The sequence below is a fragment of the Pseudomonas sp. KnCO4 genome, assembly GCF_045344305.1.
In the GTDB taxonomy this organism is placed as follows: domain Bacteria; phylum Pseudomonadota; class Gammaproteobacteria; order Pseudomonadales; family Pseudomonadaceae; genus Aquipseudomonas; species Aquipseudomonas anuradhapurensis.
Genome location: NZ_CP174199.1, coordinates 3,937,047 through 3,949,761 on the forward strand (window position 1 = coordinate 3,937,047; position 12,715 = coordinate 3,949,761).

General features: G+C 64.1%; 14 protein-coding genes. 4 read left to right on the forward strand and 10 right to left on the reverse strand.

Annotated elements, in window-relative coordinates; translation table 11 throughout:
• Positions 1 to 15: 15 nt before the first annotated feature.
• The 3 genes from ACJA3S_RS18355 to ACJA3S_RS18365 form a co-directional block, all read right to left on the reverse strand.
• On the reverse strand, positions 16 to 615 hold the full coding sequence (locus ACJA3S_RS18355) for a tRNA-uridine aminocarboxypropyltransferase (RefSeq protein ID WP_406819512.1): 600 nt from the start codon (positions 613 to 615) through the stop codon (positions 16 to 18).
• Positions 616 to 679: 64 nt separating this feature from the next.
• On the reverse strand, positions 680 to 2,245 hold the full coding sequence (locus tag ACJA3S_RS18360) for a methyl-accepting chemotaxis protein (protein WP_406819513.1): 1,566 nt from the start codon (positions 2,243 to 2,245) through the stop codon (positions 680 to 682).
• Between the two features lie 138 nt (positions 2,246 to 2,383).
• Positions 2,384 to 3,277, reverse strand: coding sequence for a LysR family transcriptional regulator (locus ACJA3S_RS18365; protein ID WP_051099419.1), 894 nt, complete (start codon positions 3,275 to 3,277; stop codon positions 2,384 to 2,386).
• Between the two features lie 217 nt (positions 3,278 to 3,494).
• Here ACJA3S_RS18365 and speB point away from each other — a divergent pair, with 217 nt between their 5' ends.
• Entirely contained in the window at positions 3,495 to 4,445 is a 951-nt protein-coding gene (speB, locus tag ACJA3S_RS18370; RefSeq protein WP_170031293.1) for an agmatinase, read from the forward strand.
• 168 nt (positions 4,446 to 4,613) lie between these two features.
• Positions 4,614 to 5,993, forward strand: a complete 1,380-nt coding sequence (locus tag ACJA3S_RS18375) for a sodium:solute symporter (protein ID WP_170031295.1) — start codon at positions 4,614 to 4,616, stop codon at positions 5,991 to 5,993.
• Between the two features lie 101 nt (positions 5,994 to 6,094).
• Here ACJA3S_RS18375 and ACJA3S_RS18380 read toward each other — a convergent pair whose 3' ends face one another.
• Together ACJA3S_RS18380 and ptrR are read right to left on the reverse strand one after the other, a co-directional pair.
• Positions 6,095 to 6,223, reverse strand: coding sequence for a PA1414 family protein (locus ACJA3S_RS18380; protein WP_009683677.1), 129 nt, complete (start codon positions 6,221 to 6,223; stop codon positions 6,095 to 6,097).
• A gap of 124 nt (positions 6,224 to 6,347) precedes the next feature.
• Positions 6,348 to 7,241 (reverse strand): putrescine utilization regulator PtrR, encoded by an 894-nt coding sequence (gene ptrR / locus ACJA3S_RS18385; RefSeq protein WP_406819514.1) that lies wholly within the window; start codon positions 7,239 to 7,241, stop codon positions 6,348 to 6,350.
• 105 nt (positions 7,242 to 7,346) lie between these two features.
• Here ptrR and ACJA3S_RS18390 point away from each other — a divergent pair, with 105 nt between their 5' ends.
• Positions 7,347 to 8,513, forward strand: a complete 1,167-nt coding sequence (locus tag ACJA3S_RS18390; protein ID WP_406819515.1) for an MFS transporter — start codon at positions 7,347 to 7,349, stop codon at positions 8,511 to 8,513.
• A gap of 60 nt (positions 8,514 to 8,573) precedes the next feature.
• Here ACJA3S_RS18390 and ACJA3S_RS18395 read toward each other — a convergent pair whose 3' ends face one another.
• The 4 genes from ACJA3S_RS18395 to ACJA3S_RS18410 form a co-directional block, all read right to left on the reverse strand.
• The gene (locus ACJA3S_RS18395) at positions 8,574 to 9,500 is read right to left on the reverse strand and encodes a DMT family transporter (RefSeq protein WP_406819516.1); all 927 of its coding nucleotides are present in this window, start codon (positions 9,498 to 9,500) and stop codon (positions 8,574 to 8,576) included.
• A 106-nt stretch (positions 9,501 to 9,606) separates the two neighbouring features.
• Entirely contained in the window at positions 9,607 to 10,002 is a 396-nt protein-coding gene (locus ACJA3S_RS18400; RefSeq protein ID WP_225778760.1) for a transcriptional regulator, read from the reverse strand.
• 77 nt (positions 10,003 to 10,079) lie between these two features.
• Positions 10,080 to 10,334 carry a BrnA antitoxin family protein gene (locus ACJA3S_RS18405; protein ID WP_170031305.1) on the reverse strand — a complete coding sequence of 85 codons (255 nt, stop codon included), beginning with the start codon at positions 10,332 to 10,334 and terminating at the stop codon, positions 10,080 to 10,082.
• Positions 10,312 to 10,590, reverse strand: coding sequence for a BrnT family toxin (locus tag ACJA3S_RS18410; RefSeq protein ID WP_406819517.1), 279 nt, complete (start codon positions 10,588 to 10,590; stop codon positions 10,312 to 10,314). Before ACJA3S_RS18410 ends, ACJA3S_RS18405 begins: the two co-directional genes overlap by 23 nt.
• Before the next feature lie 248 nt (positions 10,591 to 10,838).
• Between ACJA3S_RS18410 and ACJA3S_RS18415 the strand changes: the two genes are divergently transcribed.
• Positions 10,839 to 11,111, forward strand: a complete 273-nt coding sequence (locus tag ACJA3S_RS18415) for a hypothetical protein (RefSeq protein ID WP_406819518.1) — start codon at positions 10,839 to 10,841, stop codon at positions 11,109 to 11,111.
• 169 nt (positions 11,112 to 11,280) lie between these two features.
• Here the strand turns inward: ACJA3S_RS18415 and ACJA3S_RS18420 are convergent, their stop codons facing one another.
• Entirely contained in the window at positions 11,281 to 12,642 is a 1,362-nt protein-coding gene (locus tag ACJA3S_RS18420) for a DEAD/DEAH box helicase (protein ID WP_406819519.1), read from the reverse strand.
• Positions 12,643 to 12,715: the final 73 nt, after the last annotated feature.

A 12,715-nucleotide genomic window follows, 5' to 3' on the forward strand; every position in this document is an offset into this window, starting at 1 on the left:
TTGCGGCCCCCCGTTTCACTCGGTGCCGTGGTTACGCTGGTATGTCTCGACACCCATGGCCTTGATCTGCCCCTCGATCAATGCCTCGAACGGCGCCAGCAGCGCATCGAAGCTGGCCGGTTGTTCCAGTGCATTCAATGCCCCCACCACCGCCTCGATGGTCGACAACGCCCCCGCCTCCGGCGCCTTGCGCAACCGATAGCGCGACGGCGCAACAGCCCCCAGCGTCACCCTCGGCAACGCCTCCAGCAGCGGGTTCAGGTACAACAGCTTGCGCGCCTTGCGCCAGGTACCGTCAGGCACGATCAGCAGCAAGGGTTCGTCGTGCGCCTGCTGGTAAGGCGCCAGCACCCGGGCCTGGTCGCCGGGGAACAACAGGGCCGGCCGATAGCCGGGCGTCGCCAGCAATGCGTCCAGGCCCTCGAACACTTCGCCGACCCGCAACTCGGCATTTTTCAGGCCCAGGGCAGCCAGGCGCGCGGTGTTGAGCGCATGGTTGGTTTCACTGTGGTGCTGCAGCAGGACGACGCGGGTGCGGCTGTCGAGTGCCGGGATCCGTGGGCAGAGGCAATGGTCGAGCGGGCGCTGGCAGCGCTCGCAGCGGGGTCTGGGCATGGGCTTCTCCTTGGCCGGAGCAGTTTGCCACAAACCCGGGGCCGGCAAAGCGGCCCCGGCCAGCTCAGCGGTTGAAACGCTCGGCCAGGCTGTACAGGTACTCGGCCATGCGCTCCAGGTCCTGGCTGATTTCCGCACCTTGCCTGGCCTGCCCGGCGCTCTCGTCGCACAGGTGGGCAATCCGCACGATCTGCTGGTTGATGTCCTCGGCGACATGGCTCTGCTGCTCCGACGCAGTCGCCATCTGCTGGCTCATGCCGGTGATCCGGCTGACCGCCTGGGCAATACCGCTCAACGCTGCCTGCACCGCCTCGACACTGTGCACGCTATCGCGGGAAATCTGTTCGCCACGGCTGGCAGTGCTCACCGCGCGCTCGGCCCCGGCACGCAACGAGGCGATGATCTGGTGGATCTCCTCGGTCGACGCGCGGGTACGCTGGGCCAGTGAGCGCACTTCGTCCGCCACCACGGCAAAGCCGCGCCCCTGCTCGCCGGCGCGGGCCGCCTCGATGGCCGCGTTGAGCGCCAGCAGGTTGGTCTGCTCGGCGATCGAGGTAATCACATCGACCACGCTGCCAATCGACTGGGTCTGTTCGGCCAGGGCATTGACCGCCTGGCCGATGTCATTCACCGCATCGCTCATGCTGCCCATGGCCTTCAGGCTCTGCAGCGCCAGCTCGCTGCCCTGCTGCGCCAGCTGGTCGGCATCGCCGGCAGCGTGCGCCGTGCTCTGCACATTGTGGGTGACCTGCTGGATGGTCGCCGCCATCTGCGCGATGGCGGTGGCGGACTGGTCGGTCTCGTTGCGCTGGCGGTCGAGCATCTGCGCCTGGGCATCGGACAGGCCAGCCGACTGCGCGGCCCGTGACTTCACCCCGACGCCAGCATCGACCAGGCGGGTCAGGGCTGTTTGCAGGCGGGCCTCTTCACTGATGATGGCCAGGTCAAGCTGGCCCTGCAGGCCAGGGTTGTCACTGTAGGTCAGCGCCACCAGCGGGCTGGTGAAGGCCTTGGGGTGTTCGGCCAAGGTACGGCGAATGGCCTGGTTCTGGCGCAGCTCGACCAGGTACCAGGCCAGCAGCAGGCTGGCCATCAGCACGCCCAGCGCCGCATAAGGCGGCAGCCACAGGTAGCCTGCCGCCGACAGCAGGCCAGCCCCGATCAATGGCCAGCCGTGGCCCAGGCCATGCCCCAGGCGGGCCGCCCACGGCACCGGCGCACGGCCGGCCCGCAAGCGTGCATACAGCGCTTCGGCGCGGCGGATCTGCTCGCGCGTGGGCACCGAGCGCACCGACTCGTAGCCACTGATGCGGCCCTGCTCGTAGATCGCCGTGACATAAGCGCTGACCCAGTAGAAATCGCCGTTCTTCGCCCGGTTCTTGACCACGCCCATCCACGGTTTGCCCTGCTTGATGGTGTCCCACATATGGCCGAACACGGCTGGCGGCATGTCCGGGTGACGCACCAGGTTATGCGGTTGGCCGACCAGCTCGTCGTAGGTGAAACCGCTGATCGCCACGAAGGCGTCGTTACAGTAGGTGATGCGGCTGTTGAGGTCGGTGGTGGATATCAGGCGTTGATCGCTTGAGAAGGTTCTTTCGTGCTCAGTGACGGGCAAGTTCATGCGCATCTTGGGCGATCCTTGCAGGATAATTTAGGGGAAAAATCATCAGCGCAAGTTGATATGTAGCAGAGCGCTATCAGTTTAGCGGCCCGCATTTGCAGGAATTTAAGGCGTCCCGACGGAATGTTATCAACGCCGTGTCTATCAGCCGACGTTGAGCTGGCTTTTCAACAGGTCGCGGAAGGTCTGGATCAGCGGTTCACGGCTGCGCCCACGGCGGATGATCAACGAAAACGGCGCCTGGTAACCGAAGGTGGATGGCGACAGCACGCGCAGGTCGCCCTTGTCGACCCAGGCCTGGGCATAGTGTTCGGGCAGGTAGCCGATGTAGGCGCCGGACAGAATCAGGATCAGCTGCGCTTCCATGCTTTCCACCGTCGCCGCGCTGTGCTTGAAGCCATGCCGGGCCAGCTCGGCCTGGCTCCAGTAGCCGCGCCCGACCATGCGTTGCTGGGTCACCACCTGCTCGGGGATTCGCCGCTCGCCATACAGCGGGTGGCGGCTGCTGCAGTACAACCAGTGCTGTTCGCGGTACAGCGGCTGATACAGCAGCCCGCTCATGCGCGAGGAAAACGCCCCGATGGCCAAGTCCAGGCGATTGTCCTGCACGCCCAGTTGCAGTTCGTAAGGGCTGGACACCGACAGGTGCAGGTGCACCGCCGGGTGTTCCTGGCTATAGGCGCCGATGGCTTCGGCCAGCGGCAAGGCCCGGTCACCGACCGTGGAGTCGATCACGCCAAGGTTGAGCGTGCCGCGCAACTCGCCCTTGAGCGCAGCGGCGTACTGTTCGAAACCGTCCAGCTCGGCCAGCAGGCGCAGGGTTTCCTGGTGGAACAGCTCGCCCTTGCTGGTGAGGCTGAAGCCGCCACGGCCACGGTGGCACAGGACGATGCCCAGGGCACCTTCGAGCTGGCTCATGTAGGTACTGATGGCTGAAGTCGACAGGTTCAGCTCGCGCTGGGCGTTGGCGAAACCCTGGTGGCGTACCACGCTGACGAAGATGCGCAGCAGTTTCAGGTCGGGCAAGGTCGAGGCCATGGTGCAACGGTTCCACAACGGTATTTGCGCGCAGTCTAACCGCTGTGCACGCGTTCAGTTCAGAAATTCCTGAACTAAGTATTTGCCGGCAGCGATTTGTCCCCGGCAGCGCCTTCAGCAGACTTGGCCGAAATGGCCCTGCCCGCCGTCAACCAACAGGCGTGCGGCGGCACAGGTTCGAACAAACAGAACAATCGACCGACTGATGAGGCCCACCGTGGACAAGATTCTCCACCAACCACTGGGCGGCAACGAAATGCCGCGTTTCGGCGGCATCGCCACCATGCTTCGCCTTCCCCACCTGCAAACTGCCCAAGGCCTGGACGCCGCGTTCATCGGCGTACCTTTGGACATCGGCACCTCGCTGCGCTCCGGTACCCGCTTCGGGCCACGGCAGATCCGCGCCGAATCGGTGATGATCCGCCCGTACAACATGGCCACCGGGGCCGCCCCGTTCGACTCGCTGTCGGTGGCCGACATCGGTGACGTGGCGATCAACACCTTCAACTTGCTGGACGCCGTGCGCATCATCGAAGAAGCGTATGACGAGATCCTCGAGCACAACATCATCCCGCTGACCCTGGGCGGCGACCACACCATCACCCTGCCGATCCTGCGCGCGCTGCACAAGAAGCACGGCAAGATCGGCCTGGTGCACATCGATGCCCACGCCGACGTCAACGACCACATGTTCGGCGAAAAGATCGCCCACGGCACCACCTTCCGCCGTGCCGTGGAAGAAGGCCTGCTCGATTGCGAGCGCGTGGTGCAGATCGGCCTGCGCGCCCAGGGCTACACCGCCGATGACTTCAACTGGAGCCGCCGCCAGGGCTTCCGCGTGGTCCAGGCCGAAGAGTGCTGGCACCAGTCGCTGGTACCGCTGATGGCCGAAGTGCGGGAAAAGGTCGGCGGCGGCCCGGTGTACCTGTCGTTCGACATCGATGGCATCGACCCGGCCTGGGCGCCGGGCACCGGCACCCCGGAAATCGGCGGCTTGACCACTATCCAGGCGATGGAGATCATTCGCGGCTGCCACGGCCTGGACCTGATCGGCTGTGACCTGGTCGAAGTCTCCCCGCCTTACGACACCACCGGCAACACCTCGCTGCTCGGTGCCAACCTGCTGTTCGAGATGCTCTGCGTGCTTCCAGGCGTAGTGCGCCGCTGACCGGATACACGGCGCCTTTGCAGAGGCGGCCGCAGTACTTGCTACACCCCGGCAGGAGCCATGAGGGAGGGCCACTGAGGCCCGCCAACACACGACAGGACCGCCGGGCGCCGTGAACCCGCCCGGGTGGTCGATCTCGCCATAATAAAGATAATCGGGAGACCCCCAATGGCCTTGGACATCATTGTTGTAATGATCTACACCGCCGGCATGCTCGGGCTTGGCTGGTATGGCATGCGCCGCGCGAAAACCCACGAAGACTACCTGGTTGCCGGGCGCAACCTCGGCCCGGTGCTGTACATGGGTACCATGGCCACCACCGTGCTCGGTGGCGCCTCCACCGTTGGCACCGTACGCCTGGGCTATGTGCACGGCATCTCCGGCTTCTGGCTGTGTGCCGCCCTGGGCCTGGGTATCATCGCGCTGAACCTGTTCCTGGCCAAACCCCTGCTGCGCCTGCGCATCTTCACCGTGACCCAGGTGCTGGAACAGCGCTACAACCCCACCGCACGCCAGGCCAGCGCGGTGATCATGCTGGCCTATGCACTGATGATCGGGGTGACCTCGACCTTGGCCATGGCCACGGTACTGCAGGTGCTGCTGGACCTGCCATTCTGGGCCTCGCTGCTGCTCGGCGGTGGCGTGGTTGTGCTGTACTCGACCATCGGCGGCATGTGGTCGCTGACCCTCACCGACATCGTGCAGTTCGTGATCAAGACCGTCGGCCTGATGTTCATCCTGCTGCCGGTGTGCCTGTACAAGGCCGGTGGCTGGGACACCCTGGTGGCCAAGCTGCCGGCGGCCAGCTTCCAGCTGACCACCATTGGCTGGGACACCATCATCACCTACTTCCTGATCTACTTCTTCGGCATCCTCATCGGCCAGGACATCTGGCAGCGGGTATTCACTGCCCGTGACGAGAAGGTCTGCCAGCGTGCCGGCACCACCGCGGGTGTGTACTGCGTGCTGTACGGCCTGGCCTGCGCCACCATCGGCATGGCCGCGCATGTGCTGATGCCCGACCTGGCCAACCCGAACAACGCCTTTGCCGAAATGATCAAGACCACCCTGCCCGATGGCATCCGTGGCTTGCTGATGGCAGCGGCGCTGGCGGCGATGATGTCCACCGCCAGCGCCGGCCTGCTGGCCGCGTCGACCACCCTGACCGAAGACCTGCTGCCCAAGCTGCGTGGCGGCAAACAATCGAGCCTGGCCGTCAGCCGCTTGTTCACCCTGCTCACCGGCCTGGTGGTGCTGGGCATCGCGCTGGTGGTGAACGACGTGATCAGCGCCCTGACCCTGGCCTACAACCTGCTGGTCGGCGGCATGCTGATCCCGCTGATCGGGGCGATCTTCTGGAAGCGCGCGACCACCGCCGGGGCCATCGCCAGCATGTCGCTGGGCTTTGCCACCGCGTTGCTGTTCATGTTCCTGGACGGCCTGGAGGCCAACACCCCGATCTACTACAGCCTGGTGGTCGGCCTGGTGAGCTTCGTGCTGGTGAGCCTGCTGTCGCGCAAAGCGGTGACGGCGGTGAAGCTGGCCTGATCGACCGCCTGTACCGGCCCTGGCGTCGGTACAGGCGTTATCCATGGACCAGATACAAGAAGGCCGCTGCACCCGCACAGGTGCAGCGGCCTTTGTCTGTATCAGCGACGACGCGGTTGGCGCTTGCGCTGCTCTTCATCAGTCGGGATCGGTACCGGCTGCAGGGGTGGCGGGATCAGCCCCAAGGCGACAGCCAGGTCGTGGAGCCAGTTGGACAGTGGTTTATTCATAATGCCCCCTTGACGGGTCAGCCTCACGGCAATTCAATCCTGCGATGTTTCATACAGATCATAGCCCCATGTTCTGTATAACGCATGCCTCTGTGCCTACAGATACGGGCCATTTTGATACGGATCAAGCCGTAACGGGGCATTCCGACAACTGGTTAATCGTTTCGCTTTGTTGCAGGTCGATCCACGCCTGCAAATTCGCCCCGCGCATCCCCTGGCGCCACATCAACCAGGTGACCGCCTGATCGAACGGCGCCTGCAAGCGGTGTACCCGCACCCGGTCACGCCCGGGCAGGCTATCAAGCATCGACTGGGCCATCAGCGCCACCCCCGCACCGGCGATCACGCAGGCCAGCATGCTTTGGTACGACTCGATCTCCATCACCCGGCCCATCGGCGTATGGGCATGGGCATACCAGGCCTCCAGGCGCATGCGGTACGAGCAGCCCTGGCGGAAGGTGAACACCGCCTTGCCCGCCACGTCCCGGGCCGTGTGCACCGGCGGGTGCTCGGGGCTGGTGATCAGCACCAGTTGCTCGTCGCACAGCGGCACCCCATCCAGCCCGGCCAGGCTTGGAGGGCCATCCACCAGCGCAGCATCAAGGCTGTGGTTGAGCAGGCCCTCCAGCAGCTCGCCACTGGGCGCCGCACGCACCTGCAGGTTCACCGCTGGATAGGCCTGGTGATAACGCGCCAAGAGCCCCGGCAGATGCGTGGCCGCCGTGCTGTACATGGTCCCCAGCACAAAATCCCCGGCTGGCTGGCCGCCGCGCACGGCGGCCTGGGCCTCGTCGCGCAAGGCGGACAGACGCTGGGCATAGTCCAGCAGCACCTTGCCCGCCGGCGACAGCTGCAGGCGCTGGCGTTCCCGCAGGAACAGTTCGACGCCCAGGTGTTCTTCAAGCTGGCGCAAGCGTGTCGACAGGTTCGATGGCACGCGGTGCAGGCGCTCTGCGGCGCGGGTGAGCGAGCCCTCCTCGGCCACGGCCTGGAAGATACGCAGCTGGCTGAATTCCACGGCATTCTCCAAAACAGAACAACTTGATCATCATTATTCAATTTTATTGAAAATGAAACCGCCCTAACCTGCCGGTCATCGCTTCCACCGTGCAGGAGACCTGTGATGTCGCCACTCATTCAACTGCTGGCCAGCGCCGTGGCGCTGATGATGGCCATGGGCATTGGCCGTTTCGCCCTGACCCCGCAGCTGCCGCAGCTGATCGCCGAGGGCCAGTTCGACCTGACGGCGGCCGGGCTGGTGGCCGCGGCCAACTATCTGGGCTACTTCCTCGGCGCGCTCGATGCGATGTTCGCCCGCTCGCCTGGCCAAGTGCGCCTGCGCCTGCAGGGTGGGCTGTGGCTGTGCGTGGTACTGACCCTGGCCTCCTGGGCTGCCGACGGCTTCTGGGGCCACTTGCTGCTGCGCTTCGGTACTGGCGTGGCCAGCGCCTGGGTACTGGTGATGATCACCAGCCTCAGCCAGCAACTGGCCAATGCCCATAACCGCCAGCGCCTGGGTGCGCTGGTATTCGCCGGGCCCGGCCTGGGCATCGCACTGAGCGGCTTGCTGGCACTGCTGGCACATCGGCTGGGGCTGGGCTCGGCAGCGCTGTGGCTGATCTATGCCGTGGCGGCACTGCTGATGCTGCTGGCGATCAGGCCCTGGCTACCCCAGGCACTGCAGGCAGCGCCCGCACCGTCTGCGCAGCAGGGCCCGCGCCATGCCGGTATCAGCCGCCTGGGGCTGGTGTATGCGCTGTATGGCGTGGGTTACATCCTGCCGGCCACCTTTCTGTCGCAGATGGCCAGCCAGCAGTTTCACGGGCAGTGGCTGGCCGACCTGTTCTGGCCGGCGTTCGGCCTGGCGGCGGCACTGGGTGTACTGCTGGTGAGCCTGCGCCGCGGCGGGCGTACTTCGACCTGGCTGACCGTCACCCTGTGGTTGCAAGGGTTGGGTGTGCTGGCCTGCCTGATTGGCGGGGGTGTCGGGCTGGCCTTGGGCGTGGTGCTGTGTGGCGCGCCATTCCTGGCTTGCATGCAGTTGGTGATGCAACGTTCGCGAGAGCTGGCGCCGCACGCGACACAGCGCAATGCCGGGTTGCTGACGGCGTGCTTTGCCCTGGGGCAGTTGAGCGGGCCGCTGCTGGCGGCGCTGAGCAGCCATTACAGTGGCGGGCTGCAACCCGCGCTGATGCTGGCGGCGGCTGGGCTGGTGGTGGCCGGTGGGCTGGTGCAACTGGCGGGTAATGCACAGCAGGACAATGCCTGCCAGGCCAGGATCACATCCTGATAGCTGTTACCGTGCTGGCCTGTTCGTTTCATCCGCGAACAGGCCGGCAACGGCGGCAATTCAACCGACAAACCGCCGCAGTTGCTGTTTCACCCACGGCTCGGCACTCACCAGGACCACGCCCAGCAGCACCATCAACGCGCCGATCACGAAGTTCATGCTCAACGGCTCGTCCAGCAGCAACACGCCAAAGGTGACCCCGAACAGCGGGGTAATGAACGAAAATACCGCCAGGTTCGACGCCAGATATTTGCGCAGCAACCAGAACCATGTCAGGTAACTGATGAACGACACCACGATGCCCTGGAACAGCACGCTACCGATTGCCAGCGGGGTCAACGCCACCGCACCGATCTGCCCGCTGAGCAAGGCAATCAGCAGCAGCCCGGCAAAGCCCACCGCCAGTTGGTAGAACAGGGTCAGGGTGGCGGGCGCTTCCGACAGCCGCGAGCAGCGCACCACCACGGTGGTCGCCCCCCAGGCCAGGCCGGCAATCACGCCAAAGGCATCCCCCAGCAGGGTACGGCCATCCATCTGCTCGAACGACATGCCACCGGCGAATGCCGTGGCGATGCCGCCGAAGGCCAGCAGAATCCCCAGCCATTGCAGCAACCGCAGGCGTTCGCTGGGCAGGCGGAAATGCAGGCCCAAGGCAGTGAACACCGGCGCGGTATAGAGGAACACCGACATGTGCGCCGCCGAAGTCAGCTTCAGCCCCTCGGCAATGAACAGAAACTCAAGGCCGAACAAGCCACCTGCCAACACCCCGGCACGCCAGGTGCTGCCGAGTTGGCCCCAACCGCCGCGCCAGCACAACATCAGCCCTACCAGCACGGCGGCAATGCCGTTGCGCAGCGCCGCCTGCATCACTGGCGCGATATCGACAGCGGCGGTCTTGATCAGCACCTGCTGGCAGCCCCAGATCAGGCACAGCCCCAGCATCACCTGCAAGGCAAAGGCGTCGGGGTTCTTGCGGACCGCGCTCATCGGCGGGCCTTCGGGGTAATCATGGGCATGGGCAAGGGCTCGGCAGTGTTCGGAAGCTACCGATTATCGGGTTTCCAGGGCTGCCCTTGCCAGCCTCAAAACGACCTCAGGCAATCTGCGCCTTCGCCGACACCTGCTCGAAGGTGGTTTCGTCCAGCGCATCCTCCTGCTCGTCGAGCACCTGGCGCGGGTGCTCGAAGCCGGGGATGCTGCTGTCGATCAGGCTCATCAGCCGCGAACCGCGTTCGGTCAGCACGAAATTCTCACCGTTGCCGCCATCCTCTTCGGGGCGGCTTTCGATGTAGCCACGTTCGAACAGCAGCTTTTCGTATTCGCAGGCACGGGTTTTCAGGTGGTCCAGGTCGCCCACCGGCTCACCCTTGGCGGCCAGTGCCGCAGCGTGCTGCTCGGCATAAGGGCGTGGCGTGAAGCTGTGACCGGCGCCGTTCTGCACTTCGTGCAGCAAGCGTTCGATCAGGTCCCAGTCGTAGGCGATGCTCATGGCTATGGGCTCCTGCTGTGGACGGAAGGGGTACACAGGGTGGGACCCGTCGTGACTGCCAAGCGTTCCGAAAGATCTCAGCGTTGACGCTGCTGCGCCTGCATGTACTGGCGCAACAACTGATTGATCCGGGTCTGGTAGCCGCTACCCTGCCCCTTGAACCAGGCGAGGACATCGGAATCCAGGCGAATGGTCACTGCCTGCTTGGCTGGCACTCGCAATTCAGCCTCGCGGAAGAAATTTTCATCCAGTTCCGGAATATCCGAGGTATCAATAGCTCGGTCGTCCTGTCCGGCCAGGCGACTCCAATCAGTTTTCGATGCTTTGGTCATAATGTTTGGCCTCCCATCTGGTGGCTTTGCGTGCAGAAATGATTCGAATGACATCACCCTGCCTCTCCGTGTACACGACCACGCCTATCAGACACTTCAGCCAGCCCAGGCAGACCCAGCGCTCTTCGTCATGGTCCGGGTTGTCATCGCGACGAATCAGCATCGGATGATTGAACATATCCGGTACATCGCTGAAATCGATGCCATGCTTGCGAATATTGATCTGGTTCTTCGCCTCGTCCCATTCAAAGAACATGGGACACCCTGTATTTACATATGTACATACGATACCTCCTGACTCAAGCCGAGGCTAGGGGGCAATCGATCGCTCTTCAATAGCTTCAGAACGCTTTGGGAAAAGGACTACGGCTTGAAGCGGAACCAACCTGACCGACCATCGACCAAGGCTCGGTTAACCCTGGTGTATGGCCATCGGTCGAAGGCGCTGAACTAACGGCCAGGCGCATACCTCCACCGGGCATCACCACCCCGGAGGTACAAAGGATGAAACCGCTGCTGCCCATTGCCTGCGCCACGGCCCTGGTCTGCGCCCTGCCCGTCTGGGCCTGCACGCCGGAGGAAGCGACGCAGAAACGTGAAGAGCTGGCCGGGTTGGTTACCCAGCTGACCGAGCAGAACCCGCAGAAGGCCAAGGAGATCAATGACGAGCTGCAAGGAATGGAGCTGGGAACGGCGAGCAAGGACTTGCCCGACAAGTGTCAGCTGATCGACAAGCGGATCAAGGAGCTGAAAGCGGCAGAGAACAAGGCTGACTGACCGCTTGCCGCCGGCGTGCGCCCTGTAGGAGCGGCCTTGCGTCGCGAAAGGGCCGCAAAGCGGCCCCCGGATGGATGCGTCAGTGCGGGAATCTCGGGGCTGCTGCGCAGCCCTTTCGCGACGCAAGGCCGCTCCTGCAAAGAACGCATCAGCCTGTGAGGGGCGCCGATTATTCCGCCGCCGCCTTGCGCTTCTTCAACGGCGCCAGGCCATCGGAACTGGCCAGCGGTGCATTGGCCTTAGGCTTGGCGGTTGGCTTGCGCTTGGCCGCGGCCTTCTTGTCACCCGACTTCTTCTCGACCTTTTTCTTCTTGCTGCCAGCCGCCTTGCCCGAAGCCTTGACCTTCTTCGGCCCGGTGTAGGTGCCCTTGACTTCCTTGATCACCCGGCGCTCGAACTGCTGCTTGAGGTAGCGCTCGATGCTCGACATCAGGTTCCAGTCGTTGTGGGTGATCAGCGAGATCGCCAGGCCTTCGCCACCGGCACGGCCAGTACGGCCCACGCGGTGCACATACTCGTCACCGCTGCGCGGCATGTCGAAGTTGATCACCAGGTCCAGGCCGTCGATGTCCAGGCCACGGGCGGCCACGTCGGTGGCCACCAGCACCTTGGAACTGCCCTGCTTGAAGCGGTCCAGGGCCAGTTTGCGGTCCTTCTGGTCCTTTTCGCCGTGCAGCACGAAGGCCTTCACATCCTTGGCCACCAGGTGGCCGTAGATGCGGTCGGCCAGGGCGCGGGTGTTGGTGAAGATGATGGCCTTGTCGAACGTCTCGTTGGCCAGCAGCCACTGCACGATCTGCTCTTTGTGCTGGTCGTGGTCGGCGGTGATGATCTGCTGGCGGGTGCCTTCGGCCAGCTGCGAGACGCTGTTCAGCATCAGGTGCTCCGGGTCTTTCAGCACCTTGCCGATGATGTCGCGCAGCGCCGCGCCGCCGGTGGTGGCCGAGAACAGCAGGGTTTGCTGGCGGTTCTCGCACTCCTTGCACAGGCGCTCCATGTCTTCGGCGAAGCCCATGTCGAGCATGCGGTCGGCTTCGTCGAGGATCAGCACCTGCACATGGGACAGGTCGAGGTTACCGGCATTCAGTTGCTCCAGCAGGCGACCGGGGGTACCGATCAGCACGTCCGGCACCTTGCGCAGCATGGCGGCCTGTTCCTTGAAGTCCTCACCACCGGTGACCAGGCCGGCCTTGATGTAGGTGAACTGCGAGAACAGCTGCACCTGCTTGAGGGTTTGCTGGGCCAGTTCACGGGTCGGCAGCAGGATCAGCGCGCGGATCTCCACACGGCGCTCGCGCAGGTCGACCAGGCGGTTGAGCAGTGGCAGCACGAAAGCTGCGGTCTTGCCGCTGCCGGTCTGTGCGGTCACGCGCAGGTCACGCCCTTGCAGGGCCAGGGGGATGGCCGCGGCCTGCACCGGGGTTGGCTCGACAAAGTTAAGCTCGGCCACGGCTTTAAGCAGGCGTTCGTGCAGGGCGAATTGGGAGAACACGGAGGTAACCTCAGGCAAGTGCGGGAAATTCAGTTGCATAGGGTAACGTTTTCTGCCGCCTTAGCCGAATTTCTTTTGGCAACTTCATTGCTATCCGCGCTCTAATGGCGCT